The sequence below is a fragment of the Gemmata algarum genome (assembly GCF_034097035.1).
GTDB lineage: Bacteria > Planctomycetota > Planctomycetia > Gemmatales > Gemmataceae > Gemmata > Gemmata algarum.
In genome coordinates this window covers 18,079-44,190 of sequence record NZ_JAXBLV010000176.1, presented here as the reverse complement: position 1 = coordinate 44,190, position 26,112 = coordinate 18,079, and the positions used below count along the sequence as shown (strand labels likewise).

The 26,112-nt window shown below is 69.6% G+C and carries 19 protein-coding genes; 11 read left to right on the top strand and 8 right to left on the bottom strand.

Going from position 1 to position 26,112, the window contains the following annotated elements:
• Nucleotides 1-78: 78 nt before the first annotated feature.
• On the bottom strand, nucleotides 79-351 hold the full coding sequence (locus R5W23_RS13955) for a hypothetical protein (RefSeq protein WP_320686832.1): 273 nt from the start codon (nucleotides 349-351) through the stop codon (nucleotides 79-81).
• Between the two features lie 208 nt (nucleotides 352-559).
• Between R5W23_RS13955 and R5W23_RS13950 the strand changes: the two genes are divergently transcribed.
• Nucleotides 560-2,344, top strand: coding sequence for a SpoIIE family protein phosphatase (locus R5W23_RS13950; RefSeq protein ID WP_261185050.1), 1,785 nt, complete (start codon nucleotides 560-562; stop codon nucleotides 2,342-2,344).
• A 151-nt stretch (nucleotides 2,345-2,495) separates the two neighbouring features.
• Nucleotides 2,496-2,822: an ATP-dependent Clp protease adaptor ClpS gene (locus tag R5W23_RS13945; protein WP_261185051.1), complete on the top strand. Its 327-nt coding sequence runs from the start codon at nucleotides 2,496-2,498 to the stop codon at nucleotides 2,820-2,822.
• 235 nt (nucleotides 2,823-3,057) lie between these two features.
• Here R5W23_RS13945 and R5W23_RS13940 read toward each other — a convergent pair whose 3' ends face one another.
• On the bottom strand, nucleotides 3,058-3,639 hold the full coding sequence (locus R5W23_RS13940) for a peptidylprolyl isomerase (RefSeq protein ID WP_320686831.1): 582 nt from the start codon (nucleotides 3,637-3,639) through the stop codon (nucleotides 3,058-3,060).
• 181 nt (nucleotides 3,640-3,820) lie between these two features.
• On the opposite strand from R5W23_RS13940, the gene R5W23_RS13935 reads away from it, so the two are divergent.
• On the top strand, nucleotides 3,821-5,836 hold the full coding sequence (locus R5W23_RS13935) for a hypothetical protein (RefSeq protein WP_320686830.1): 2,016 nt from the start codon (nucleotides 3,821-3,823) through the stop codon (nucleotides 5,834-5,836).
• A 420-nt stretch (nucleotides 5,837-6,256) separates the two neighbouring features.
• Here R5W23_RS13935 and R5W23_RS13930 read toward each other — a convergent pair whose 3' ends face one another.
• The 4 genes from R5W23_RS13930 to R5W23_RS13915 all read right to left on the bottom strand — a co-directional run bounded on the left by R5W23_RS13930 (nucleotide 6,257) and on the right by R5W23_RS13915 (nucleotide 11,194).
• Nucleotides 6,257-7,708: a leucyl aminopeptidase gene (locus R5W23_RS13930; RefSeq protein WP_320686829.1), complete on the bottom strand. Its 1,452-nt coding sequence runs from the start codon at nucleotides 7,706-7,708 to the stop codon at nucleotides 6,257-6,259.
• Between the two features lie 2 nt (nucleotides 7,709-7,710).
• Nucleotides 7,711-8,868 carry a hypothetical protein gene (locus tag R5W23_RS13925; RefSeq protein WP_320686828.1) on the bottom strand — a complete coding sequence of 386 codons (1,158 nt, stop codon included), beginning with the start codon at nucleotides 8,866-8,868 and terminating at the stop codon, nucleotides 7,711-7,713.
• Nucleotides 8,869-9,336: 468 nt separating this feature from the next.
• Nucleotides 9,337-10,548: a hypothetical protein gene (locus tag R5W23_RS13920; protein ID WP_320686827.1), complete on the bottom strand. Its 1,212-nt coding sequence runs from the start codon at nucleotides 10,546-10,548 to the stop codon at nucleotides 9,337-9,339.
• Between the two features lie 94 nt (nucleotides 10,549-10,642).
• The gene (locus tag R5W23_RS13915) at nucleotides 10,643-11,194 is read right to left on the bottom strand and encodes an HD domain-containing protein (protein WP_320686826.1); all 552 of its coding nucleotides are present in this window, start codon (nucleotides 11,192-11,194) and stop codon (nucleotides 10,643-10,645) included.
• Between the two features lie 379 nt (nucleotides 11,195-11,573).
• On the opposite strand from R5W23_RS13915, the gene R5W23_RS13910 reads away from it, so the two are divergent.
• Both R5W23_RS13910 and R5W23_RS13905 read left to right on the top strand, forming a co-directional pair.
• Nucleotides 11,574-15,770: a chemotaxis protein CheB gene (locus R5W23_RS13910; protein ID WP_320686825.1), complete on the top strand. Its 4,197-nt coding sequence runs from the start codon at nucleotides 11,574-11,576 to the stop codon at nucleotides 15,768-15,770.
• Nucleotides 15,767-16,408 (top strand): response regulator transcription factor, encoded by a 642-nt coding sequence (locus tag R5W23_RS13905; RefSeq protein WP_320686824.1) that lies wholly within the window; start codon nucleotides 15,767-15,769, stop codon nucleotides 16,406-16,408. The genes R5W23_RS13910 and R5W23_RS13905 overlap by 4 nt, the downstream gene beginning before the upstream one ends.
• A gap of 21 nt (nucleotides 16,409-16,429) precedes the next feature.
• Here R5W23_RS13905 and R5W23_RS13900 read toward each other — a convergent pair whose 3' ends face one another.
• Nucleotides 16,430-17,665, bottom strand: a complete 1,236-nt coding sequence (locus tag R5W23_RS13900; protein ID WP_320686823.1) for a hemolysin family protein — start codon at nucleotides 17,663-17,665, stop codon at nucleotides 16,430-16,432.
• 170 nt (nucleotides 17,666-17,835) lie between these two features.
• On the opposite strand from R5W23_RS13900, the gene R5W23_RS13895 reads away from it, so the two are divergent.
• Both R5W23_RS13895 and R5W23_RS13890 read left to right on the top strand, forming a co-directional pair.
• Nucleotides 17,836-19,104, top strand: coding sequence for a TIGR02996 domain-containing protein (locus R5W23_RS13895; RefSeq protein WP_320686822.1), 1,269 nt, complete (start codon nucleotides 17,836-17,838; stop codon nucleotides 19,102-19,104).
• 377 nt (nucleotides 19,105-19,481) lie between these two features.
• A complete protein-coding gene (locus tag R5W23_RS13890; protein WP_320686821.1) occupies nucleotides 19,482-20,723 on the top strand; it encodes a TIGR02996 domain-containing protein in 1,242 nt (413 codons plus the stop codon).
• Between the two features lie 18 nt (nucleotides 20,724-20,741).
• On the opposite strand, the gene R5W23_RS13885 is transcribed toward R5W23_RS13890, so the two are convergent.
• Nucleotides 20,742-22,208, bottom strand: coding sequence for a hypothetical protein (locus R5W23_RS13885; RefSeq protein ID WP_320686820.1), 1,467 nt, complete (start codon nucleotides 22,206-22,208; stop codon nucleotides 20,742-20,744).
• 219 nt (nucleotides 22,209-22,427) lie between these two features.
• Between R5W23_RS13885 and R5W23_RS13880 the strand changes: the two genes are divergently transcribed.
• The 4 genes from R5W23_RS13880 to R5W23_RS13865 all read left to right on the top strand — a co-directional run bounded on the left by R5W23_RS13880 (nucleotide 22,428) and on the right by R5W23_RS13865 (nucleotide 26,043).
• Complete coding sequence (locus tag R5W23_RS13880) at nucleotides 22,428-23,531, top strand: alpha/beta hydrolase (RefSeq protein WP_010035881.1); 1,104 nt, start codon at nucleotides 22,428-22,430, stop codon at nucleotides 23,529-23,531.
• Nucleotides 23,532-23,656: 125 nt separating this feature from the next.
• On the top strand, nucleotides 23,657-24,739 hold the full coding sequence (locus R5W23_RS13875; protein ID WP_320686819.1) for a Gfo/Idh/MocA family protein: 1,083 nt from the start codon (nucleotides 23,657-23,659) through the stop codon (nucleotides 24,737-24,739).
• Between the two features lie 63 nt (nucleotides 24,740-24,802).
• Nucleotides 24,803-25,192, top strand: coding sequence for an SMU1112c/YaeR family gloxylase I-like metalloprotein (gloA2, locus tag R5W23_RS13870; protein WP_320686818.1), 390 nt, complete (start codon nucleotides 24,803-24,805; stop codon nucleotides 25,190-25,192).
• 17 nt (nucleotides 25,193-25,209) lie between these two features.
• Nucleotides 25,210-26,043, top strand: coding sequence for an alpha/beta hydrolase family protein (locus R5W23_RS13865; protein ID WP_320686817.1), 834 nt, complete (start codon nucleotides 25,210-25,212; stop codon nucleotides 26,041-26,043).
• Nucleotides 26,044-26,112 lie beyond the last annotated feature (69 nt).

Sequence of the window (26,112 nt, the reverse complement as noted above, 5' to 3'; positions counted from 1 at the left end):
GAAATGGTGTTCGCGGCCGGCGGCGCGAGATTCGTGAGGGGCGCGGGAACTCGTCCCCCGCTCCCGGGTCCGCGCCTCTCATCTGCTCCTCTCAATGGCATCGCGGAGCAGGTCGATGACTTCGCGGACGGACGCCTCCTGGATCTTCTTGCCCCGCTTCTCCAGGTTCTCGCCGAACCGGATCGCGGTCTCTTGCATGCGCTCGTGCGTTTCCGCCGAACCGCCCACCACGACCATTTCTTCGGTGCGGGTCACGCGGGTGTGACCGTCGGTGCCGTCCAGCCCGACGCCCAACACCCCTTCGACCTTCGGCTCGGCCTTCTTCCGGCGCTGAGGTTTCTTCCCGGCCATGACAGTATCTCCCCGATTTTTGCGGCCGCGGGCGGTTCCCGGTCCGGGACCGGCCGGGTTGAGCGTATTCTATCTTGCAGCGGGCCCGCGCGCCGGCCGGTCCGCCCCGGTTTGGTTTCTTGCGGCGCGGGCCGCGCGCCGGTACCATGCGTGGTGCTCAAGTGCGCGCCGCTCCGCCGCGAGTATCGTTTCCCCTGCGGACCGTGAAATGCCGTCGCTCATTCTGCTGAAGGCCCCGGAAGGGACCGCCACGAACAAGAACGTCCCGCTCAACGCGGACGTGCTCTCGATCGTGATCGGGCGCGACGAGAAGGAGTGCCAGGTGGTGATCCCGCACCACGCGGTCAGCCGCCGGCACGCGCAGATCGTCCGCTCCGGCGGGCAGTTCTACATCGAGGACCTGAAGAGCCGCAACCGCACCTTCGTGAACAGCAAGGAGGTGCCGCCCGGCGGGCGGCAGGCGCTCAAGCCCGACGACCGGATCAAGATCTGCGACTTCCTGTACCGGTTCCACGACGAGCGGGCGGTGCGCCCCCAGCCCCTGCCCGACTGGCTCTCGAAAATCCGCGGGGACGACGACGACGACGACGGCGCGCAGACCACCATCGAGGGGTCGGCCACCAGCGACCGCGCCCGGAGCTTCCTCGAGGTGGCCCCGTCGGACCGGCTCCGGGCGCTGCTCGAGATCAGCACCAACCTGTCCCGCACCCACGAGCTCGACCCGCTGCTGGCGCAGGTGGCCGACACCCTGTTCGGGGTGTTCAAGCAGGCCGACCGGTGCTTCGTGCTGATGACCGAGGAGCACGGGCGGGCCGTCCCGAAGGTGGTGAAGAGCCGCCGCGCCGGGATGGAGGACACCCGGTTCAGCAAGACGATCGTGCGCAAGACGATCGAGTCGATGCAGTCGTACCTGAGCGAGGACGCCGGCAACGACGCGTCGCTCGGGCCGGCGGCGTCCATCGCCGAGTTCAAGATCCGGTCCGTCATGTGCGTCCCGCTGGCGACCGCCGACGGGCGCCCGATCGGCGCGCTCCAGCTCGACACCCAGGACCGGACCAAGAAGTTCAGCCTGGACGACCTGAACCTGCTCACCATCGTCGCGAACCTGGCGGGCGTGGCCATCGAGAAGGCGCGCATGGTGGCCCAGGTGCTCGAGCGCGAGAAGGAGCAGAAGGAGATGGAGCTGGCCCGCAAGGTGCAGCTCGGGTTCCTGCCGCAAACGCTCCCCGACATCGACGGGTGGGAGTTCTACGCCCACTACTCGCCGGCGCTCACCATCGGCGGCGACTACTACGACTTCATCCCGCTGCGCGACGGCCGCGTGGCGATCGTGCTGGGCGACGTGGCCGGCAAGGGCGTGCCCGCGGCCCTGCTCGTCGCGAAGCTCAGCTCGGAGGTGCGGTTCAGCCTGCTGACCGTGCCCGACCTGGCCGAGGCGGTGTCCCTGCTGAACGACCAGTTGAGCAACGGCGGCCTGGGCGACCGGTTCGTCACCCTGGCGGTGATGGTGCTGGACCCGCGGGACAACTCGTTCACGCTGGTGAACGCCGGGCACATGAGCCCGAAGCTGTACCGGGCCGCGACCGACGAGCTCGTCGACGCCATCTCCCTCGACGCCACCGGGCTGCCGATCGGGGCGCTGCCCGGCTACCCGTACGAGCAGGTGAGGGTGACGGTCGAGCCGGGCGACTCGATCGCGGTGTTCACCGACGGCGTGACCGACGCGATGAACCCCGGCGGGTCGATGTTCGGCCCCGCGGCCGTGGACCGGTGCCTGCTGCCGGACGACGCCCTGGGCGCCAGCGGCCAGCAGCCCAAGCGGCTCGGCGAGCGGCTGGTGAGCACCGTCCGCCGGCACGCCAACGGCCGCGCCCAGAACGACGACATCGCCGTGGTCACGTTCGGCCGGCTCGAACCCACCGCCGGCCCCAACACCAGCACCGACCGGATGGCCGCCGCCGGCACCCAGAAGATCCAGGTGGGCGGAGGGTGACCGTCTTCGGTCGCCGGTCTCGATGAGGCCGGTGGTATCACCGAGGCCGGCGACCGGCCTCATTCCGTGTTCCCCGCTCGCCGATTCCGTTGACCCTGGGGCCGAATCAGAGAGAATAACAGCGGACCCGTGGGCCACCGGAGACCGCGACATGTCTGGACCGACAACGCTCCCCGAGACGGACACCGAAACGGAGCAGCGGACCCGGCGCCAGCCGCCGTACCACGTCGTGCTGCTCAACGACGACGACCACTCCTACGAGTACGTCATCGAGATGCTGAAGGCGCTGTTCGGGCACCCGGTCGAGAAGGGGTTCCTGCTCGCGCGCCTCGTGGACACGGAGGGCCGCGCGATCGTCTGCACCACGAGCCTGGAGCGGGCCGAACTCAAGCGCGACCAGATCCACGCCTACGGCCCGGACCCACGCATCCCGCGGTGCGCGGGGTCGATGAGCGCGGAGCTTGAAGCGGCCGAATGAATCGGAGCCGGATCGGCCGCAAGAAGAGGCCGGTTAGCCACAAAAAAACCAAAGAGAGATTGGCCGCAAAAAAGCACAAAGGGCACAAAAGAAAACCAAAGAACAAGACAAAGAGTGAGTTTAAAACACTTCTCTTCTGTCTTGTTCTTTGGTTTTCTTTTGTGCCCTTTGTGCTTTTTTGCGGCCAATCTCTCTTCTGTCTTCGGTTTTCTTTTGTGGCTAACTCACTTTTGTCTTACTTCTTCTCTTCCTTCACCACCTTCACCGACTTGATAACCACGTCCTTGGTCGGAACGTTCTCGTGGCCGCCGGCGGTGCCGGTCTCGACAGCCTTGATCTTCTCCACCACGTCCATCCCCTCGATGACGCGGCCGAACACGCAGTACCCGACCCCGTCGCGGGCCTTCGCCTTGTCCAGGAACGTGTTGTCCTTGACGTTGACGTAGAACTGGGAGGTGGCGCTGTCGGCCACGTTGGTGCGGGCCATCGAGAGGGTGCCCTTCAGGTTGGACAGCCCGTTGGCGGACTCGTTCTTGATCGGCTCGCGGGTCTTCTTCTCCTTCATGCCCGGCTCGAACCCGCCGCCCTGGATCATGAAGTCGCTGATGACGCGGTGGAAGATGGTGCCGTCGTAGTGCTTGTCCTCGACGTACTGGAGGAAGTTCTTCACGGTGACCGGGGCCTTGTCCTCGAACAGCTCGACCTTGAAGGTGCCGTGGCTGGTCTCGATCGCGACGACCGGGTTCGCGGCGCGGACGGTGCCGGTGACCGCCGCGAACGCCACACCGCACAGCACGAGCATTTTGACGGAGTGCACTGGTTCGACCTCCTGCGCGACCGGGGCGCGGGCGGGAGCGGCCCCAGCCGCGCGCCCGGTGCCCGTCTTTCATCCGGAAATTGTATGCGGGCGCGAGCCCCGCGTGTGGCATTTCGTTACCCCGTTGCGAACGGGGGCGCGCGGGTGTAACGTGCAGAACCCCGCCCGGAGGCCCGGCCCCATGCGACTGCTCGCTACCCCGCTCCTGTTCGTCGGCATGGTCGTCGCGCTCGCGACCGCACCGGACGCCGCGCCCGCGCACGCGCAGGACAAGAAGGACGACAAGAAGAAGGCCGCGCCGAAGGTGGACCCGAAGACCTTCATCCCGGACGCCGCCACGCTGAAACAGATCAAGGACAAGACCGAGGAACTGCGGAAGGCAATCGCCGCGCTGAAACAGAAGGCAGTCGCAGACGACGTGCTCGTCGAGGTGGAGATCTACCTGAAGGCGGCCAAGAACATCGTCCGGTTCGAGGAGTGGCTCGCGAAGGACAGCATCAAGTGGACGTTCGCCACGCTCGAGCAGGGCTTGTCCCGCGCGAAACAGGCGGAGGGCGGGAAGGCCGTGTGGCGCGACGCCCCGGGCAAGTGGGCGGTGCGTGCGTACCGCTCGCGTGTTGATGGTTCAATTCAGCCCTACGCGGTGTTGCTGCCACACGACTACGGCAAAGACCCCAAGAAGCAGTGGCGCCTCGACATCGTACTGCACGGCCGCGACGCGGCGCTGACCGAGGCGAAGTTCATTGGCACGCACCAGGGCACCGCGCCGAAGGATCTGGGGTACGTTCAACTGGAGGTGTACGGGCGCGGGAACAACGCCTATCGGTGGGCCGGCGAGACGGACGTGCTCGAAGCAGGAGGGGACTTCGTAACGTCCGAATCCTTGCGGGGGGGGCCGGAGATTGGTACCTGGCAGGTCGTGATTCGTGGGTTCTCGATGGGCGGTGCTGGTACTTGGCACATCGGATTGCATCGTCCGTTCTTCTTCGAGGTCATCGGCCCCGGGGCCGGGTTCACCACCACGCACGGCTACATCGCGAACCTGCCGAAAGAACTGCCCGACTATCAGGAGAAGTGCCTCCGCATTTACGACGCTCATCTCTATGCGGAGAACGCCTTCAACGTGCCGGTGGTGGCGTACAGCGGCGAGAAGGACGCGCAGAAAAAGGCCGCGGACAATATTGAGGCGGCGCTGAAAGGGTTCAAGGAGCCGTTCAAGTTCACCCACCTCGTCGCGCCGGGCCTCGAACACCAGATGCCGAAGCCGTGGCAGGAGAAGGCGGAGGCTGAATTCAAGAAGTATTTGACTACCAAACGCAAAACGCCTGAAAGGGTGCGGTTCGTGACGTTTACCACCCGGTGGAACGACTTCGCCTACGGTGAAATCGAGGCACTGGAAAAGCACTACGAAAAGGCCGTCGTCGATTCGACTTGGACCAAGGACGCGCTCCGAATAACAACACAGAACGTGGCGAGCCTGAGGCTGCGTCGTCTCACGGATTGGCACCCGGTGCCGGCGGCCGTATCAATCGACGGCCAGACCGTGGCGACAAAGTTAGCGCCGGATGAAGATCTGTTCCTGAGCAAGGTCGGCGGCAAATGGGTGACGGGCCGCACCGACGCGGACAAACTCCGCAAGCGACACAAATTGCAGGGACCGATCGACGACGCGTTCGTGGACGGGTTTGTCGTCGCTCGTCCGACTGGACAATGGAAAACCCCGGTTAAGGATAGATATCAAGAAGCCGCAGCCGATCAGTTCACAGCGGTATGGGATCGATATTTCCGTGGCACGCTGCGCACCACGAAAGTTGCGGATTACGATGCGAAGATCGATGGCAATCTCATTCTGTTTGGCGACCCGGAGAACAACCCGCTGATCGCGAAGGTGCTGCCCAAGCTCCCGATCACCTGGACGAAAGACGAGCTCGTGGTGAACGGGGTCAAGTACGACCCGAAGACACACGTTCCGGTGCTGATTTACCCGAACCCGCTAAACAATAACGAGAGCTATGTGGTCATCAACAGCGGGCACACGTTCAAGGAGGCCGACCTGAAGGGCACGAACGCGCTGCTGTACCCGCGGTTGGGAGACTGGGCCGTCATCAAGCCGGCGCCCACCGAGAAAGCCCCCGCGGCGTATGAGGTGGTCGCCGCCGGGTTGTTTGATGAGAACTGGCAGTTTCCGAAGAAGTAACGTCGGCGAGCGGAGGGCGTGAGCCCTCCGAGCGAACCCGATACCTTCGGAGTCGCTGCGGTCGTCGCGTCGCGACGCGCACGCGCACGCGGGGGGCTCACCGCTCGCCAAAGGCGCGGACCATCTCCATGATGCTCCGCAGAAGAAGTAACATCGGCGAGCGGAGGGCGTGAGCCCTCCGAGCGAACCCGATACCTTCGGAGTCGCTGCGGTCGTCGAGTCGAGTCGAACTCGGGGGGCTCACCGCTCGCCAAAAGCGCGGACCCCAATACCTTCGGACCCCAGAATCGCACCGGCGTCGCACTCGGGGGGCTCACGCCCCCCGCTCGCCAAAGGCGCGGCCGTCGAGTCGAGTCGCACTCGGGGGGCTCACGCCCCGCGCTCGCCATCGCTACAGTCGTGGCGTCGCACTCGGGGGGCTCACGCCCCCCGCTCGCCAAAGGCGCGGGCCATTTCGACGATGCTCCGCACCATGCACCCGGTGCCGCCGGCGTCCTGGGCTGCGGAGTCGCTTTCGGCGAAGGAGGGGCCGGCGATGTCGAGGTGCGCCCACTTCGCGTCGCCGACGAACTGCTCCAGGAACTTCCCGCCCGCGATCGCGCCGGCCCACCGACCGCCGCCGGTGTTCCGCATGTCCGCAACCTTGCTCTTGATGAGCCCGTCGTAGCTCGCGTCCATCGGCAGCTTCCAGGCGCGTTCGCCGGCTTTAGCCACCGCGCCCAGGATCTGCTCGCCCCAGGCGTCGTTGTTCGTCATCAGCCCGCTCGTTTCGGTCCCGAGTGCGACCATGCACGCGCCCGTCAGGGTGGCGAAGTTGACCAGGAACTTCGTGTGCTCCGCCGCGAGGCACAGCGCGTCCGCGAGGATCAGCCGCCCTTCGGCGTCGGTGTTCAGAACCTCAATGGTCTTGCCGTTGCGGGCGGTGAGCACGTCGCCGAGCTTCAGCGCGGTGCCACTCGGCATGTTCTCCACCAGCGCCAGCACGCCGAACAGGTTCACCGGCAGCTTCAGTTCCGCGACCGCCTGCACGCCGGCGAGCACCGCCGCCGCGCCGGCCATGTCGCACTTCATGTCCACCATGCCGTCCGAGGGCTTCAGCGACAGCCCGCCGCTGTCGAACGTCACGCCCTTCCCGACCAGCCCCAGAACCGGGCCGCCCGGGTTCCCGGTGTACCGCAGGACCGCGAGCCGCGCCGGCCGCGCCGAGCCCTCCGCGACGCCCAGCAGCGAGCCCATCCGCTCCGCCGCGATCCGGGACTCGTCCCACACCTCCACCTCGAAGCCGGCGGCGCGCCCGGCGCCGGCCGCCACGACCGCGAACGTCTCGGGGTACAGCTCGCGCGGCGGCGTGTTCACCAGCTCGCGCGCCAGCCACAGCGCCCGGGCCTCTGCACGCACCCGCGGCAGCTCGTCCGCCGCGCCGCCGACCAGCACGAACCGCTCTGGTGCGAACCGCGTGGGGGTGCCCTTCCGGATGCCCGGCCCCTGGCTGCCCTGCGCCAGCCCCACGCCGACCGCGAGCGTGAACTCGGGATCGGGCACCGCGACCGCGACCGTCGCGAACTTCTTCGCGGTGATATGACGCGCCGCGGCTGCCGCGGCATCGTGAAGGGTGGCGCGTTTCGCGTCGGCCCGCTTGCCCAGACCCACGAACAGCACCCGCGCGGCCGCGACGCCGGCCGGGCTCAGCACCGGGACCAGTTCGAGGTGCTTGGCGCCGAAGTCACCGCCCTCGCGGAGCTTGGCGACCAGCTCCGCACCCGGGCCGGAGTACGGTTGGTCCAGCCACACCCCGAGCACCAGCCAGTCGGCCCGGACGGCGGTGAGGGGTTCGGCGGAAACTTCGAACTGCGTTTGAGGCAGGTTGAGCACGGCTACTTCTTCGACGGGGTGACGGGGTCGTACAGCTTCAGCATCTCCTCGACCGCGGCGACCAGTTTCGGGTCGCTCTGGCGCACGGTCGCGACGAACTTTTTGGCGTCGTCGTTGGGACACGAAAGAGCATAGCGAACGATGCCCCGCCTGACGATCGGGGCCGCGTGCGTCGGCTTGGCGAACTGCGCGAACACCTCCGCGCTCAGGTCCCACCAGCCCCAGCGCCGCAAATCCTCAATCGCTTGGTCCGCGAAGTCGCCGTCGGGCAGGAGGGCCGCGCAGCACTTCAGCACCTCCGCCTTACACTCGGCGCCCCGGGCGGCCTGGAAGAACCGCACCGCGCCCAGGCTGGAGAGCCGAACGGAGTACGGCCGCTCTGTGTCCGCGAGGACGCTCTGCGCCAGCGCCCACCCGCCCTTCGGGTCGAGCAGAACGTACCCCGCGAGCAGCCCGCCGAAGGACTCGCGGGCGCGCGCGGACAGCGGTTGCTGCTTCAGCAGCTTTTCGAGGAACGCGGCGTCCGCCGGGCCACCAGACACGCCCAGGAGGAACGCGAACACCCCGAGCCGCTCGGTGGGCGTCTTCTCGTCGCCGATCAGCTTGCGGATGGCTTCGGGGGAGAAGTGCTTGGCCGCCCTGGCGATGTCCGCGTCCGCCGCCCGGGCGAACTCCACGAACGCGTCGGCCGCAACGGTGGCGTCCGGGGAGCTCAGGTGTGGGAAGTAGTACGCGAGCCGGGCAGTCGGGTCGTTTTCGGCCAGCTTGGCGGCCCCCGTGAGGTACGCGACCACCGCGGCCGGCGCCGCCAGACCCGCGGTCACGTCGAGCTTGCCGTCTTTAACCGTGCAGAACGCGAGGTACTCGCTCGGCGTGTCGCCCACGACCGGCAAATAACCCCGAAGGGTGAGCACGTTCTGGTTCCCGCGGGCCGGGGCGTCCTTCAGCGCGGCCCCGACGTGGAGGTCGGTGAACCCTTCGTCGGTTTTGGGGTCGAACCGCGGGTTGGCGAGCTTCCCGTGCAACACGGCGCTCGCCTGCGCGTACTGCATCCGGAGCGTGGGCTTCGCGCGGACGTTGTCGCCGCAGAAGGTGCAGGCGGGCGCGGGCGCCGGGCCGACGGCCAGAACCAGCGCGGTGAGAGCGGCGACGCGAAACATGGCGTGTCCCTCGAACGTGACGGCACTGTGATACACCGGCCGCACGTAACGAGGGAAGGCGAGTCCGGTGGCGTCACGTTGGTACGGAGTGCGGCCGGCGCCCGTGCCGTGGTTCCGAGCGTGGTCCGCTCACTCCGTGAGCGGTCGTTCCGGGGCTCGGATGCGTGTTGCGCAAGGACGGGACCGGCCCGTCCGCAGAGCGGCATTGATGCGCGGAGCAACCGCTCACGGAGTGACCGGACCACACTCAATGACCAGAACAGCCGCGCGGCGCGAACGTGAAACGGCTGTAACCCGGCCGAGCGACCGGCGCGAGCCGCCGAGGTAATGATGGTGCCAACCGAAGGGGGCCGCCGTTGGGATCGCGGCCCTGGCGGCTAAGTGCGGCGAACGACTGCGTAGCGATGCGAGAGGCTTATGGAGGCGGGCAAGATGCCCGCGCTCCAGGAAAGGCGCCGCGCCGGCCGGTCACTTCTTCGGCGGTTCCGGCGGTTGCGGCGTCAGCTTCATGTCGTCTTTGAGCAGCTCCTCCATCAGCTTCACGCGCTCGGGGTTGTCCTTGCGCACCTTCTCGACGTGGGCGGTGGCGGCGGCGTTCTTCGGGTCCGCCCAGCTCGCGGCCAGCGCGAACTTCAGGATCGCCCGGTTGTTGATCGGCAGCGTGTTGTGCGTCTCCTTGTCGGCGTACTTCAGCACCTCGCCGGTCATCTCCCAGGCCTTCCACTTGCGCAGGTCGTCGATCGGCATGTCCGCGAGGTCCGCGTGCGTGACGAGCGCCGTCATGCCGTCGAGGATCTGCTTCCGGGTCAGCACGTCGGGGCGGTACTCCCAGAAGAACCGCAGCGTCTTCAGCCCCGAGTGCTTCACCAGGAACTCTTTCGAGGGGTCGGCGACGAGCTTCATCAGGTACTCGTACCCGGCCTTCGGATCGAGCAGCAGGTAGCCCATCAGCAGCCCGTCGAGGCCGCTGCTGAACTTGCCGTCCGGGGCGTCGAGGAGCTTGCGCACCTCGCCCGCCAGGGCCGGCCGGTCCTTGGGCGCGTGGCCCAGGAGCAGCCCGTACAGCCCGAACCGCGACGCCCGGGTGCTCGGGTCGCGCAGCCACTTCAGGAGGGTGTCGGTCGGGAGCTTCGGGGCGAGTTCCGCCACCTCCTTGTACTCGGCGACCGCGAACTCGTTGTAGGCGTCGCTGCTGATCTCGATCTCGGGCGACTCGAGGTAGTCGAAGAAGTACCGCAGCCGGGAGACGGCGTCCTTCCCCTTCACCGCCAGCGCGCCCTTCACGTACTCGGGCAGCTTGCTGTCGGTGCCCACGATCACGCCGCGGTACGGGTCCACGTCGCCGTTGACGACGTTGAAGAACACCATGTACTTGGACGGCTTCTGGTCCGGCGGCACGTACCGCGGGATGGTGAACACCTTCTTGTCTTTGACCAGCGCGTGCCCCTTCACGACGGCGTCGATCACCATGTCGGTGCTGCCCTTCGAGGAGCCCGGCTCCTTCGGATCGGGCTTCGCGTTGTCGAGCGTGCCGTAAAGGATGAAGTCCGCCTGGGAGACCTCGGTGGTGAGGGTTTGTCCGGAGGGCGGCCCGCACCCCGGGCACGCCGCGGCCGGCGCGGCGAAGTCCAGACACGCGGCCGCCGCGAGGACGACCGGTAAGAGGCAGCGTAAGAGCATTGCGGGGTCTCCAGCGGTGGGCCGGTGCGATACCGCCATTATTTCGATTCGCCCGCGGTTGCCAAACGCGCAATGTCGTGGCGCCTCCGGAATATCACGACGTTAGACCGACCTCCAGTGACGCCAACCGCTGCTCCACCAGTGCGAGGGCCGGGCGGACGGCGTCGGGGAGGTTCTGCCGGATCGCGCCGAGGTAGGCGTGCGCCTTGGCGGCGGTTTTGCGCCGGCCGTTGGGCGAGAAGGAGCGGCAGTCGCCGAGGTTGTCGTACAGGTCGGCCAGCTTCAGGGCCTTCACCTGCCACTCGGCCGCGGCGAGGACCTTCGTGTAGGCGTCCTCGCGCGCGTCGTGCGGGAGCCGCATGTCCTTGGTGAGGGCCGCGACCCAGCGCGCCACGTCCGGGCCGAACCGCTCGACGAGGTCGTCGGCGTCGGTGGTGGTGTCCTCAATGGTGTCGTGCAGGAGCGCCGCGGCGAGCATCCGCGGGTCGTCGAAGCCGAACGTGTGCCGCACCACGAGGCACACGCGGAACACGTGGCTCACATAGGGCGTCTGGTTATCCTTGCGGACCGCGTGGCGGTGCGCCCGGGCGGCGAACGCCGCGGCTTCGAAGGGGAGGTCGGCGAGCGAAGGCGTTGGAGTTGACATACGGGGGCATTCTATGCCCTCCGGGTTCGGAAATTGCGAGCCGAAGGGTCGCCCGCGTTCATGATCGCGTGCGCGTCGGAACCTCTTTAACGGCCCGGTGGTGACGGCCGGCGCGGTTTTGTTCCGGCCGCCCTTGCCCCGCGACAAGAGGTGCGGTCTAGTGGCCGCCGGACATACAACGTTCTCGAACCGAGTGCTCGGGGCCGGCTCGGACAGCGATCGACAAGATTGTTATGAATCTAATTCAATTTGATCGATGTGCTCGTTGGGCGCGGGGGCGGTCGGGGACGGGCTCACCGTCGCGACGACGCCCGCCAACGGGCGCGCCGAACGGCCGGACGCGCGGCGGTAACAGGCAGGTGCATTCGTGAAAACCAGTATGGGTCATGAAGCCGGAGACGGGAGCGGGGCCGAGGGGGCGGACGGGGCCGACCGGCTGACCGCGGCGCCGGACGACGCCCGCCAGCCGCGGCTCCCGTTCCCGGTGGTCGGCATCGGCGCCAGCGCCGGCGGCCTGGAGGCGTACACCGAGTTCCTCCAGGCCTGCCCGGCCGACGCCGGCATGGCCTACGTGCTGGTCCAGCACCTGCCGCCGGACCGCGAGAGCCTGCTGGCCGATCTGCTCGCGAAGCGGACCCGGATGCCGGTGGTGCAGGTGGCGGACGGCACCCCGGTCGAGCCGGACCGCGTGTACGTGATCCGGCCCGGGCACACGCTCACGATCCGGGACGGGCGGCTGCACCTCGGGCCGGAGCTGGCCGCCCGCGGGCACGGCCGGCCGATCGACGACTTTTTCCGCTCGCTGGCCGAAGAGCAGCAGCAGCGGGCGGTGGCGGTGGTGTTCTCCGGCATGGGGTCCAACGGGACCGCCGGGGCGCAGGCGGTGAAGGCGGTGGGCGGGCTGGTGGTGGCCCAGGAGCCGGAGTCGGCCGGCTACCCGGCCATGCCGCGGAGCCTGATCGACGCCCACCTGTCCGACCTCATCCTGCGCCCCGCCGAGCTGCCCGAGGCGCTCGTCCGGTACGCCCGCCAGCCGTACGCGGCGGACGGGGCCGCGGGCGCCTCGCCGCGGGACGAGCAGACCCTCGCCGACGTGCTGGCCGTCCTCCGCGCCCGCACCCGGCACGACTTCGCCGGGTACCGCAAGCCGACCCTGATCCGCCGGGTGCGGCGCCGCATGGGGCTGGGGCAGTTCGCCTCGATGGGCGACTACGTGCGGGCGCTGCGGCAGACCCCGGCCGAGGTGGCCGCGCTGGCCGACGACCTGCTGATCCACGTGACCGGGTTCTTCCGCGACCCGGAGGCGTGGGCGGTCCTGCGGGAAAAGGTCATCGCCCCGCTGGCCGCCGACCGCCCGGACGGGGCGGAGGTGCGGTGCTGGGTGGCCGCGTGCGCCACCGGCGAGGAGGCGTACACCCTGGCCATCCTGCTGACCGAGGCGGCCGAGGCCGCCGGCAAGCGGTTCGACGTGAAGATCTTCGCCACCGACCTGGCCGAGCGGGCCCTGGGGGCGGCCCGCACCGGGCTGTTCCCCAACGGCATCGAGAGCGAGGTCGCGCCCGAGCGGCTGGCCCGGTTCTTCGACAAGGACGACAGCTTTTACCGGGTGAAGAAGGAGCTGCGGGAGCTGGTCGTGTTCGCCCCGCAGAACCTGCTCCAGGACCCGCCGTTCTCGCGGCTGGACATCGCCTCCTGCCGGAACCTGCTCATCTACCTGGAACCGGAGACCCAGCGGCGGGTGCTGGCGCTGCTGCACTTCGGGCTCCGGGAGGGCGGGGCGCTGATGCTCGGCACGTCCGAGTCGGCCGCCCCGGCCGAGGGCGACTTCGAGCCGATCGACAAGCGGCACCGGCTGTTCCGCCGGGTCGGCCCGACCCGCTCCGGCACACTCGACCTGCCGGCCATGACGGCCGCGGCCCGCGAGGCCCGCCCGGTCCCGCTCCCGACGGGCACGCGCCCGCCCCCCCCGGCCGCGGCCCCGCTCGTGAGCCGGGCGCTGCTCGAGCGGCACACCCCGGCGGCGGTCGCCGTGGACGCGGTCGGGCAGATGGTCCACGTCCACGGCGACACCAGCCGGTACCTCACCATCCCCCCCGGCGGGCCGACCCTGGACCTTCTGGCCCTGGCCAACGACACGGTGCGCGGGGCGGTGCGGACCGCCCTACACCGGGCGGCCGACGCCCAGGCCCCGGTCACGGTGCGGGACGGGCTGATCGATACCGCGGACGGGCGCCGGCGGGTCGAGGTGGGGGCGGCCCCGCTCGGCCCCCGGGGCGGCCCGCCGCTGTACCTGGTGACGTTCCGCGACTACCCGGAGCCGCCGCCGGCCCCGCCCGCGGACCACGACCCGGGGGCCGCCGAGCGGTTGGCCGACGAGCTCCAGCGGACCCGCAGCGAGTTGCAAGGCGCGCTGGAGGAGATGCAGTCCAGCAACGAGGAGCTGAAGGCGTCCCACGAGGAGGCGACCAGCCTCAACGAGGAGCTGCAAAGCACCAACGAAGAGCTGGAGACCTCGAAGGAGGAGATGCAGTCCCTCAACGAGGAGCTGGTGACGGTCAACGCCCAGCTCCAGGCCAAGATGGGCGAGCTGGAGGCCACCGCCAACGACCTGGGGAGCCTGCTCACCAGCACCGACATCGCGGTCCTGTTCCTGGACCCGAAGTTCCGCATCCGCCGGTTCACCCCGGCCGTCCGGGACCTGCTGGACCTGATCCCGTCGGACGTGGGCCGGCCGTTCAGCGACCTGCGGCTCAAGTTCGCGGACCCGAACCTGCTGGCGGACGCCCAGGCGGTGCTGGACAAGCTGATCCCGGTCGAGCGGCCCGTGGAGAGCGAGAGCGGGCGGCACTACCTGCGCCGGGTGCTCCCGTACCGCACCCAGGACAACCGGATCGACGGGGTGGTGGTGGCGTTCGTGGACGTGACCGAGCGCCGCACGGCGGACGCCGCCCTGCGGGTGAGCGAGGCCCGGTACCGCACCCTGTTCGAGTCGATCGACGAGGGGTACTGCATCATCGAGATGATCCCCGACGCCGCGGGCCGGCTGACCGACTGGCGGTACGTCGAGGTCAACCCGGCGTTCGAGAAGAACAACGGGCTGGCGAACGCGGCCGGCAAGACGATCCGCGAGCTGACGCCGGACATCGAGCCGAAGTGGTTCGCCATTTACGGCCGCGTCGCCGAGACGGGCGAGCCGATTCGGTTCGAGGAGCACTCCGCCGCGTTCCGCCGCTGGTTCGACCTGTACGCGTTCCGCGTCGGCCCCCCCGAGGAGCGCCGGGTGGCGGTCCTATTCACCGACGTCACCGACCGCAAGCGGGCCGAAGAGCGGCAGGCGTACCTGCTGAAGTTGACCGACGCCCTGCGGCCCCTGACCGACCCGGAAGCGATTCAAGCCGAGGCGTGCCGGCTGCTCGGCGAGCAGCTCAAAACAGACCGGGCGTACTACGTGGAGCTGAACGAAATCGAGGGCGTGGCGACCGTCCGCCGGGACCACCTGCGCGGCGGCTCGCCGTCGCTGGCGGGCCGGCACCGGATCGCCGACTTCGGCTGGGTCATTCCTCCCATGCGCCGGGGGGAAGCCCTGGTGGTGCCGGACGTGGCCGCGTCCGCCCTGGTCCCCGCCGGCGACCGGCCGGCGATGGCCGCCGTGCGCGTCGCGGCCCACATCAACGCCCCACTGATTAAGGGCGGGGCACTGGTCGGCGCGGTGTGCGTCACCGAACCGGCCCCGCGGGCCTGGACCGCGGCCGAGGCGGCCCTCGTGGAAGAGACCGCCGAGCGGGTCTGGGCGGCGGCGGAGCGGGCGAAGGCCGAGGCGGCCCTCCAGCGCGCGAACGACGAACTCGAAGCCCGGGTCGCCGGGCGGACCGCCGAGCTGGAGCGGGTGCTGGGCGCGCTCGAAACCGAAATGGAGCGGCGCCGGCACCTGGCGCGGCGGCTGGCCACCGCCCAGGAGGACGAGCGGCGCCGGGTGGCCCGCGACCTGCACGACACCATCGGCCAGCTTATGGCCGGTTTGTCACTGGCGTTCAAGTCGATCGAGGCCGGCGGGGACCTCCCGGCCTCGGTCGCCGCCCGGCTGAGCGAGGCCCAGGGGCTCATGAACGACCTCGGCCGGGAGGTTCACGGGCTCGCCGTCCGCTTGCGCCCCACGTCGCTCGACGACATCGGCCTGGAGGCCGCCCTCGGGCAGCTCGTGTCCGAGTGGTCGGCGCGGTCGGGGGTGAGGGCCAACTTCCACGCCGCCGGCCTCGGGCCGGCGCGGCTGCCGGCGGAAACCGAGACGACCGTTTACCGGCTCGTCCAGGAGGCGCTGACCAACGTCGCGAGGCACGCCAACGCCAAAACGGTGAGCGTCGTGGCGACCCGGACGAGCGGGGGCATTTCGGTCGTGGTCGAGGACGACGGCGCGGGTTTCGCCCCGGACGCCGCTCCGAAAGGCCGGCTCGGGCTGCTCGGGATGCGGGAGCGGGTGGAACTCGTCGGCGGCGAGATGGACATCGAATCGAGCCCCGGTTCGGGCACAACGGTTGCCGTTCAGATTCCGGTCCCAGCCGAGGAGGAAGGGCCGTGAGCAAGCTGCGTGTGCTTCTCGCCGACGACCACCCGGTCGTGCGGAACGGGCTCAGGGAGCTCCTCCGCGCCGAGCCCGACATGGACATCGTCGGGGAGGTGCCCAACGGGGAGGCCGCCGTCCGCCGGTCGCACGAGCTGCGGCCCGACGTGGTGGTGATGGACGTGTCGATGCCGGGAATGGGCGGGACCGAGGCGACGGCACAGATTCGCAAGCTCTGTCCGGAGGTTCACATCGTCGCGCTAACCGCGCACGAGGACGGCGGGTACCTCCAGCGGGTGGTGGCCTCCGGAGCGAGCGGGTACGTGCTCAAGCGCTCGGCCGCCGCGGGCCTGATCCGTGCGATCCGCGAGGCGGCGGCGGGCCGTCAGTACCTGGACCCGGCGGTCGCCGGGCAACCGGTCGCCGACCCGGGCCCCGTTCCGAGCAAGGGGCACGAGCCGCTGAGCGAGCGCGAGCGGCAGGTGCTCAAAGAGGTCGCGCTGGGGTACTCGAACAAGCAGATCGCCGCGCGGAACGGGGTGAGCGTGAAGACGGTCGAAGCGTCCAAATCCCGGTTCATGGAGAAGCTCGGCATGAAATCCCGCGTCGATATTGTGAGGTACGCCGCCGAGCACGGGTGGCTGTCCGGGGTGTGACCCCGCCCGCGGCGCACGCGGTCAGCTCCCGGCCGGGCGCTCACCGGGGGGCGGGGCCGCCGGACGCACCTTGAGCGACGGGTGCGCCCCGGACCGCGCCGGGCCGCTCCCGCCCGGCCCCCCGGCCCGGCGCCGCGCCAGCTTCAGCTTGGGCACCGGAACGTCGTGCTCGTCCTCGATGTCGCCCACGATCTCTTCCAGCACGTCTTCGAGCGTGATGAGGCCCAGCACCTTGCCGGCCTCGTCGCGCACCAGCGCCATCGGCCGGTGCGACTTGCGGAACAGCCGGAACGCGTTCGAGACCGACTCGCCGGGGTCGAGGAACGTGGCCGGGTACAGCGCGTCCTCCAGCAGCACCACCCCCGACGTGCTGAACAGGAAGAACAGGTCCTTGGTGTTCACGATGCCGACGATCTTGTCGGGCGTCCCCTCGTACACCGGCAGCCGGGTGTGCGCCCCCAGCCGGACGATCTCGAGCACCTTGTCGGGCGGGGTGGCCACGTCGAGCGCCGCCATCTTCTCGACGGGCACCATGCAGTCGCGCACCACCTTGTCGGCCAGCCCGAACACGCCCCGCACCATGTCCGCGGCGTCGGAGTCGAGCTCGCCCGCCTCCTCGCTGTCCTCCACGAGGAGGCGCAGCTCGTTGACCGTGTGGACCTCCCCCTCCTCGGCGTCCTCCCGGTACCCGAGGCGGCGCAGGAACCATGCGCTGGACCCGTTCATCAGCTTGATGAGCGGCGCCGTGACCGCCCCGAACAGGTACACGGGCCGCGCCACCCACAGCCCCACCGCCTCGCTCGACTGGAGCGCCGCCAGCTTCGGCATCTGCTCCCCGAACACGACGTGCATGTAGGTGATGAGCGACAGCGTCAGCGCGATCGAGAGCACCCGGCCCCACTCGGCGGGCAGGTCCGCCATGAGCGGGTGGATCAGCCGGTGGATCGCCGGCTCGCTGACGAACCCGAGGGCCAAGCTGGCCACCGTGATGCCGAGCTGGCACGCGGCCACGCTCCGGTTCAGGTCGTTGACCGCCGCGAGCAGCCCGGCGGCCCCGACCTTGCCCTGGTTCACGAGTTCTTCGACGCGGGTTTTGCGGACCGCGACGAGCGCGAACTCGGCCGCGACGAAGAACCCGTTGATTGCGACCAGCACCGGAATCGCCGCCAGTCCGACAATTAACAGCGGCATACTCAGTTCGCCCCCGGCGGGATCGTTCGCCAGGAGTGTGAGCGACTCTGCGGAGCTTGCAGCCACGTGAACAGTTCCTTATCGGGCGAGTCCCCGCACGGAGCGGGGGGCGCCGCTCATTCTAGCACCCGGAGCCCGGCGCGCGGACGGGAACGGCCCCGACCACTGGCATAGGCGCGGGCCGCACGACCCGCGTAAACTACTTACGAAACGCGCCGCCGGAGGAACCGCCGCACTTGACGACCAGCTCGCACGACGCACTGTACCGCGCCATCTGCGCGGACCCGGACGAGGACACCCCCCGTCTGGCGTTCGCCGACCTGCTCGACGAGGACGGCGAGCACCGCCGCGCCGCGTTCGTGCGCACGCAGGTGGAGCTGGCCCGGCTCCCCGCCTACGACCCGGTGTGCGTGACGGCCCGCCAGCGCGACCCGGACGCGCTGACCGGGTGGTGCATGGCGCACACCCTACCGAAGGGGCTACCCGCGGGGTGCGAGTGGCGCCAGTTCGAGTTCCGCCGCGGGTTCCCGTGGAAGGTGGGGGTGCGGTCGCTCGCGGCGCTGCTCGAAACCGGCGACGCGCTGTTCCGGGTCGCCCCGATCCGCGCGCTCGGCGTCGACTCGCGCGACCGCCCCGACCTCGCCGCCCTGGCGGACTGGCCGCACCTGACCCGGCTGCACCGGCTCAACTTCTCCACCGGCTGGTTCGACTCCGACGACGTGGCCCGGTTCGCCCGGTCCCCGCACGCCGCCGGGATCACCGAGCTGGGGTTCGAGTTCGAGAGCCTGGCGCCCGAGGGGCTCGGCGCGCTGGCCGAGTCGGCGCTGTTCGCCCGGCTGACCGCCCTCGAACTGAACGCCAACGCCTTCCCCGCGGCGCTCCTGGTGGACGCCCTTGGGGGCGCACGCCGCGCGGGCGCGCTGTCGCGGCTCGGGCTGCCGAACAACCGGATCGGCGCGGCCGACGCCGAGGCGCTCTTCGGGCTCCCCGCGGTCCGCGAGCTTCAGCACCTCGACCTGAGCGACAACCCGCTCGCCGCGGACGGCCTGACCGCACTGGCCGCGAGCGGAATCGTTCGCGGGCTCCGGACCCTGAACCTCAGCCGGACCCGCCCCGGCGTGCTGGGGGTCAAGGCCCTGACCGAGGCCGGCGGGCTGGCCGGGCTGCGGCAGCTCGACCTGTCGAACAACGCGCTCGGGCCGAACGCGGTGAAGGCGCTCGCGGGCGCCTCGGCGCTCCGCGGGCTGCGGGCGCTGAACCTGTCGAACAACCACGTGCGCGACTCCGGGGCCGCCGACCTGGCCGGGGCGCGTGCCCTCGCCGGGCTGCTCGAACTGGACCTGTGCGAGACCGACATCGGCGACGCCGGGGCGCTGGCGCTGGCCGAATCTCCGTACCTGGGCGGGCTGTTGCGGCTGGACCTCAGCACCCGCAGCCGGCGCCCTCTTGGCACCGCCGCCCAGGCCGCGCTGCGGGAGCGGTTCGGCGACCGCGTCAACTGGTAGCGCCGGCAGAACCGCAGCCACCTGCGATAAAGGCGCGGTTGGTCGAACCGCGCGTATCAGCAGCCGCGGGCGCGATCGACCGGCGCACACATCTCCAACGCACTGCGATGCCACCGACTGGGCTTGTAGTGGCGTTCGCTGGCACACGAGCGGGGCGCTCGCTACCCCGGAGCGGGGGGTCGGGCTGGGTCGTCGCTACCCACGCGGCGCGCGTTTTTGGCCCGGTTCCCGGGCCGCGCATCCGGACCGGCCGGCCCCCGAGCCGAAATTCGCACCGGCAACGCGCTCGCTGCCATCGGAATTACAGAGCCGCGCGGTGCGGCGGGTTGCTCACGCCGAACGCCCCGCGCGGACCGGCGCCGGCTAAAATAACGCCAATGAACGATCGCGACACACTTTACCGGGCCGTTCTCGAGAACCCCGACGACGACACGCTGCGGTTGGTGTACGCGGACGCGCTCGAGGAGGGGGGCGATTCGCGGCGCGCGGCGTTCGTCCGCGCGCACGTGGAACTGGCCCGGGTGCCGGAGTACGAACCGGAAGCGGTTCAAGCCAAGTACCACAACCAGAAGAAAAAGGCCGACGGCGGGCGCTGGATCACGGAACTGCCGCCGCTGCCCGAGGGGCTGTCGTGGGCGCGGGACCCGTTCCGCCGCGGGCTGCCCGGGGCCATCCAGTCGCGCGACGGGGCCACGTTCGTCGCCCACGCCGACGACCTGTTCGCGCAGTACCCCATTGAATCGCTGGAGTTACGCGGCCCGCGTGCGCCCGACATGGCCGCCCTGGCGGCGTGCGGCTGGCTCAGCCGGTTACGGTCGCTGTCGCTGGTCGAGGGCGTCGGCCGTTCGATTCGGCTGCTGCTCGACTCACCGTATTTCGACCGGCTCACCGACCTGCACTTGGGCGCGCAGTTGACCACCCCGGAGGCCGTCACGGCGCTGGTGCGGAGCCGGATGTTCGATCAGTTGACGGCCCTGAGTGTGAGGGAGGACCGGCAGGGCGGCGGGTCGCTCGTGGGGGCGCTGGCGCGGCTCGCGAAGCCGCCGCGGCTCAAGAAGCTCGACCTGTCCTCGAACCGGGTCACCGATGCGGCGCTGGCACCGCTGCTGGCGTCCGCCGCGATGGAGACGGTCGAGGAACTGAACCTGAGCGACAACAACCTCGGCGCGGAAGGGCTGGAGACGCTCGCGGGTGCGGCTCTGCCGAATCTGCGGTCGCTGAACCTGATCCGCACCCGTCCGACCGGCGCGGGCGTTTATGCGCTCACCGGGGCGAGCTTCTTTCCCGAGTTACGGAGCCTCGGCCTCGGCGGAAACAACCTCCCCCCGGCCGCCGCCGAGCGACTGGCCCAGGCGGGCCGCACGAGCCTGCGAATACTGGGCCTGGACGGGAACCGGATCGGCGGGGGCGGCGCCGCGGCACTCGCGGGCGGTGAGAACCTGTCCGGCCTGCTGGTTCTCGATTTGGCGGAAGCGGGAATCGATGACGACGGCGCCGACGCGCTCGCCCAAACCGCACGGCTGGGCGGGCTGCTGTACCTGAACCTGTACGGCAACACGCTGACCGCCACCGCCGCGGCCCGGCTGCGGAAGCGGTTCGGCGACCGCGTGTTCCTCTGATACCGGCCGGGCCGCATCTCAGGCGCGCGACCGGCCCCGCACGGCTGCCCAAAGCCGGGCGCTCGCCCCGTCTGCGGTGGCGGCCTCATCCGGGTGTGCGGTTCGGGCCGCGCGCCAGCGGACAACGGCCCAGGTGAGCAGCGACCCGCCGAACACCACCCAGTAGCCGGGAACCAAGCGGACCCACCACGGCCCGACGAGCCACGCGCTGACGGCGAGCCCGGCGCCCCACAGCGCGAGCGCGACAAAGTCCGGCCGGTACTCCGGTCGCGCCTTCAGGACGACCGCCAGCGCCCAGAAGCCCGGCACCAGGAACGGCACGAACCAGCGGATCGACACGCACCCGCCGCCGAGGTTCTTCGAGAGGACACCGTATGCCAGCCAGCCGGCCGCGCACCACCCGCACAGCGCCAGCAGCTCCGTGCGATCGGGGATCGCGGCCCCACGGCGAAGGAATACCCGTGCTCCGCCGATGACTGCCAGCAGCAGCGGCGGGTTGTGCGTCAGGAAGCCCTTTTTGCCGAACAGCAGGTCGAACAGGTACAGGAACTGCGCGAAAAAGTGCTTGTGAACCACCCCGGTCATGTTGGTCCCGAACGGGTTGCCGGGCCACGCGAGGTATTCCGGGTGCATGTTGAGCGGCTTCAGCCAGTCGCCGCCGATGGCGAAGTTGATGGCATGCCCAGCAACGACGCACGGCACGACTCCCAGCCCGCACACCACGACCGGTAGCGCCCGGCGGGTGCGGATCGCGACCGCCGCCAGAACCGCGAGGACCAGCGGCGGGCCGACGCCGAAGTCGAGGTTGTACGCGAACCCGGCGATGAGCCCGGCGCCAAGGAGTGCGAGCCACGCCGTGCGCCCTTCGGCCGTGCGGTCGGCGATCCGGCACAGGAGCACGCACACCGCGGCCGCCGCTCCCAGTTGTGCGATGTGGTTGTTGGCGGAGCGGGTGTAAGCGGGCAGTACGGTGCCGAGCGCGAACGCCGCGAGCCACGCGAGCCGCCACCCCGGAGACAGCCCGACCCGGGTTCCGAGTACCCACAGGCACCCGACCGCGAGCGCGTACCCGGTACCGCTGAGGAGCACGCAGATGCCCCAGGCGAACACGTCCGGGCGGTCGCCCGGGTGCGGAAGCCCGAGCGCCATCAGCCCGCGGTAAGCGACCGCGAGCGGAACGCTCACCAGCGGGGGCTTGTCCGAGTAGTACCGGCCGTCGATCAGCAGCTTGTCGCTGGTGCCGCGGCGCAACAGGGTGTTGTCGGGGTCGTAGGGCGGGGTGCCGCGGTCGAAGTGCCCGGCCGGCGGGTGCAGGAACACGCTGTCGTCGATGCAGAACGTGCCGCGCTCGATCAGCGACTCGACCGACGCGAGCCGGCTGCCGTCGTTCCACCCGGACGCGAACGGCCACGCGCTGAAGGCCGCGAACGCGAGCGCACACGCGCCCAGCAGCCACGGCGCCGCCCAGTGATCCGCCCGGCTCATGTTTCCCGTCCCCGTGTGTGAGCGACGGGGGAACATAGCGAGGGGGGGCGGCCGACGCAACCGCGGCTGGCGGGCGGGGCGAAGAACGGCGCCGGTTGTGGTTGCCGGGCGGTTCGAGATTAGAGAGGCAAATCGGTGCAACGCCGCACCAGATCGGGTAAATAGGACGCCACGGCGTATCGCGCGCCTGCCACAGGGAACGAACGACAAGGACTCTCCATGCGCAAGCTGCAAATGGCCATGTTGGCCACCGTCATCGTGTGCTCCGCTTCACCGGCCGCGCCGCCGGTGCGCAAGTTCGACGACCCGGGCGCCCCACCGTTCAAGGTGTTGAAGGAGGGCGAACTCCCGCCGCTCGACGCCTACGACAACTTCGTCATCGGGCCGAAGTACGTGCCCGCGCCGGAGCGCAAGCGGGTCGAGGGCGTGCCCGAGGGGAAGGTGGAGCAGTTCGTGATCGATTCCAAGGAGACCAAGCTGTTCAACCCCGGGATCGCCCGGAAGGAGTTCGGGAAGGTCGACCCGAAGAACCCGAAAACGTTGATCGTCGAGACGCACCCCATCGACTACAAGCGCAAGATCACGGTCTACATCCCCGCACAACACAAGGCCGGCGACGAGATGCCGTTCCAGGTCATTCACGACGGCCCCGGCGGGAAGCCGAGCGCGGAACTGCTGAACACCTTCAACAACCTGATCGCCCAGAAGCGGATCCCGCCGCTCGTCGTCATCTGGGTCGCCAACGGCGGCGGCGACGCCCAGGGGCACGAGCGCGGCAAAGAGTACGACAACATGAACGGCGACTACGCCGAGTACATCGAGACCGAAGTGCTGCCGCGGGTGGAGAAGGGGTGCAAGGTGAAGCTGACCAAGGACCCCGACGGGCGCGCCGCGATGGGCAACAGCTCCGGCGGCTCGGCCGCGCTCATCATGGCCTGGTTCCGCACCGACCTGTACCACCGCGTGCTCACGACCTCGGGCACGTTCGTGAACCAGGCGTGGCCGTTCGACCCGAAGTTCCCGGACGGGGCCTGGGGGTTCCACGAGACCCTCATCCCCAAGGAGCCCAAGAAGCCGATCCGGCTGTTCATCTCCGTCGGCGACCAGGACTTGCTGAACCCGAACGTGATGCGGGACGACATGCACGACTGGGTGGAGGCCAACCACCGGATGGCCAAGGTGCTGAAGGCCAAGGGGTACGAGTACCAGTACCTGTTCTGTCGCGGGGCGGGCCACAGCGTCGGCAACGCCCAGACGCAGTTCCTCCCGCACGCCATCGAGTGGGTGTGGAAGGGGTACGCTCCGAAGGACAAGTCGAAGTGAGCCGGTGCGAACGCTCGTGGTGTGCGGAAGGAGTTTGACTTCCCCGCACACCACGACTACCGTCAGGCTCCGGTCCGAGCCTTCACGCCACCCGCCGCATCGTGCCGGCGCCCGCGAGCAACATCATGGCAGCACCCTCCCGACGCGACGCCCTGACGCACCTCGGCACAGCGGCCGTCCTCGGCGGGACCGCCGCCGCCCGTGCGGACGCTCCCAAGGCGGGTGCGAAGCCGATCAAGATCGGGCAGATCGGGGTCGCCCACGCGCACGCCACCAAGCTGTCCGTGTACCGCGACTCACCGGACTACGAGGTGGTCGGGATCGTTGAGCCCGATGAGGCGCTGCGCAAGCGGGCCGAGAACACGCCCGCGTACCGCGGGCTCAAGTGGCTCACACGCGAACAACTGCTGGCCACGCCGGGTCTGCAAGCGGTGCTGGTGGAGACGCGCATCCGCGACCTGCTCGACAACGCCGAGGCGTGCGTGCGCGCCGGGATACACGTTCACATCGACAAACCCGCCGGCGAGTCGCTTCCGCACCTCAAGCGCGTCCTCGACGCCGCGACGAAGCAGAAGCTCGTGGTGCAAATGGGCTACATGTACCGCTACAACCCGGCGGTGGTACTGCTCCGCGAGTTCCTCAAGAAGGGGTGGCTGGGCGAGGTGTTCGAGGTCCACGCGGTGATGAGTAAGGTGGTGCCGCCGGCCCAGCGGAAGGAGCACGCCGAGTACCCCGGCGGGATGATGTTCGAACTCGGCTGTCACGTGCTCGATCTGGTCGTCGGCGTGCTGGGCCGGCCGAACGAGGTCGCCGGGTTCCGCACGCACGCCGCCAAACTCGAGGACGGCCTGCTCGACAACATGTTGGCGGTGCTGAGCTACCCGCGGGCCATCGCCAGCGTGAAGTCCAGCGCGCTGGAGGTGGAGGGCGGCGACCGGCGGCACCTCGTCGTGTGCGGAACGGAGGGCACGTTCCACATCCAGCCGCTCGACAACCCGGCGGCGCGGGTGTCGCTGTCCCAGGCGCGCGACGGGTACAAGAAGGGCACGCAGGAGGTGACGTTCCCGAAGTACGCGCGGTACGTGGGCGACGCCGCCGACATGGCCCGCGTGATCCGCGGTGAGAAGCCGCACGACTTCCCGCCCGAACACGACCTGGCCGTGCAGGAGACGCTCCTCCGCGCGTGCGGGCTGTCACCGAAAAGCTGACGCGCGGCACAGCACCGCAACGCGCGCCGCCGGCGCGTGGACGCCCCCGCACCCGGGAACCGCATGGCCATCTTGCTCGGCACGCACCACGTCGCGGTCATCTGCTCGGACTACCCGCGCTCGAAGCACTTCTACACCGAAGTGCTCGGGCTGGCGGTGGTGTCGGAGGTGTTCCGCGAGTCGCGCGGCTCGTACAAGCTCGACCTTCGGTTGCCGGACGGCACACAGATCGAGCTGTTCAGCTTCCCGAACCCGCCGCCGCGGCCGAGCTACCCGGAGGCGTGCGGGTTGCGGCACCTGGCGCTTGTCGTCGCCGACCTCGCCGCCGCGGTCGCGCACCTCGGGGCGCACGGCGTGAAGGTGGAGCCGATCCGGGTGGACGAGTACACCGGGAAGCGGTTCACTTTCTTCGCCGATCCCGACGGGCTTCCGCTCGAACTGTACGAACGATAGCTCTCCCGGAGTCATTCATGCGCCACCTTGCGTTCGTTCTCGTTCTCACCCTCGTACCGGCCGCGCCGGCGCGCGGCGCGGACCCGAAGCCGTTCCCGGGGGCGCCGACAAAGTGGCAGGGGTTCACCCGCCACGACTTCAAGGTCGGCACTCTGGACGCGACGGTGGTCGCACCGGAGAAACCGCTCCCGGGGCGCCCGTGGGTGTGGCGTGGCGAGTTCTTCGGCGCGTTCGCCGACGCCGACGCGGCGCTCGTGAAGGCCGGGTGGCACCTGGCGTACCTGAAGGTGCCCGACCTGTTCGGCGCGCCGAAGGCGGTGAAGCAGTGGGAAGCGTTTCACGAGGCGCTGGTGAAGGAGTACGGATTGCACCCGAAGCCCGGGCTCATCGGGCTGTCGCGGGGCGGGCTGTACTGCATGAACTGGGCGGCCGCACACCCGGACAAGACCCTGGCGGTGTACCTGGACAACGCGGTGTGCGACTTCAAGAGCTGGCCCGGCGGCAAGCCGAAGAAGTTCGGAGCGGCCCCCGGGTCGGATGCCGAGTGGAAAAAGATGCTGGCGGCCTACGACTTCAAGACCGACGACGATGCGCTGAAGTACAAGCTGAACCCGGTGGACAACCTGGCCCCGCTGGCGAAGGCCAAAATCCCGCTGCTCCTGGTGTACGGGGACAAGGACGCCGTGGTGCCGCACGTCGAGAACTCGGAGCTGGTGTACGACCGGTACAAGGCGCTCGGCGGGCCGGTCGAGCGGGTCGTGAAACCGGGTCAGGACCACCACCCGCACGGGCTGAAGGACGTGTCACCGGTCGTGAAATTCTTCACCGAAGCGTTGGCCGCTCAGAAGTGACAGGGCCGTGGTTTTGAGGCCGCACCCGGGAACAGAGGCTGATGTTGGAGCACGGGAGGTTCGACCGGT

Excerpts from the sequence above, each read along its gene's own strand:
- R5W23_RS13955 (WP_320686832.1), bottom strand. The coding sequence starts at position 351 with ATGGCCGGGAAGAAACCTCAGCGCCGGAAGAAGGCCGAGCCGAAGGTC.
- R5W23_RS13950 (WP_261185050.1), top strand. The coding sequence starts at position 560 with ATGCCGTCGCTCATTCTGCTGAAGGCCCCGGAAGGGACCGCCACGAAC.
- R5W23_RS13945 (WP_261185051.1), top strand. The coding sequence starts at position 2,496 with ATGTCTGGACCGACAACGCTCCCCGAGACGGACACCGAAACGGAGCAG.
- R5W23_RS13935 (WP_320686830.1), top strand. The coding sequence starts at position 3,821 with ATGCGACTGCTCGCTACCCCGCTCCTGTTCGTCGGCATGGTCGTCGCG.
- R5W23_RS13925 (WP_320686828.1), bottom strand. The coding sequence starts at position 8,868 with ATGTTTCGCGTCGCCGCTCTCACCGCGCTGGTTCTGGCCGTCGGCCCG.
- R5W23_RS13920 (WP_320686827.1), bottom strand. The coding sequence starts at position 10,548 with ATGCTCTTACGCTGCCTCTTACCGGTCGTCCTCGCGGCGGCCGCGTGT.
- R5W23_RS13915 (WP_320686826.1), bottom strand. The coding sequence starts at position 11,194 with ATGTCAACTCCAACGCCTTCGCTCGCCGACCTCCCCTTCGAAGCCGCG.
- R5W23_RS13910 (WP_320686825.1), top strand. The coding sequence starts at position 11,574 with ATGGGTCATGAAGCCGGAGACGGGAGCGGGGCCGAGGGGGCGGACGGG.
- R5W23_RS13890 (WP_320686821.1), top strand. The coding sequence starts at position 19,482 with ATGAACGATCGCGACACACTTTACCGGGCCGTTCTCGAGAACCCCGAC.
- R5W23_RS13885 (WP_320686820.1), bottom strand. The coding sequence starts at position 22,208 with ATGAGCCGGGCGGATCACTGGGCGGCGCCGTGGCTGCTGGGCGCGTGT.
- R5W23_RS13880 (WP_010035881.1), top strand. The coding sequence starts at position 22,428 with ATGCGCAAGCTGCAAATGGCCATGTTGGCCACCGTCATCGTGTGCTCC.
- R5W23_RS13875 (WP_320686819.1), top strand. The coding sequence starts at position 23,657 with ATGGCAGCACCCTCCCGACGCGACGCCCTGACGCACCTCGGCACAGCG.
- gloA2 (WP_320686818.1), top strand. The coding sequence starts at position 24,803 with ATGGCCATCTTGCTCGGCACGCACCACGTCGCGGTCATCTGCTCGGAC.
- R5W23_RS13865 (WP_320686817.1), top strand. The coding sequence starts at position 25,210 with ATGCGCCACCTTGCGTTCGTTCTCGTTCTCACCCTCGTACCGGCCGCG.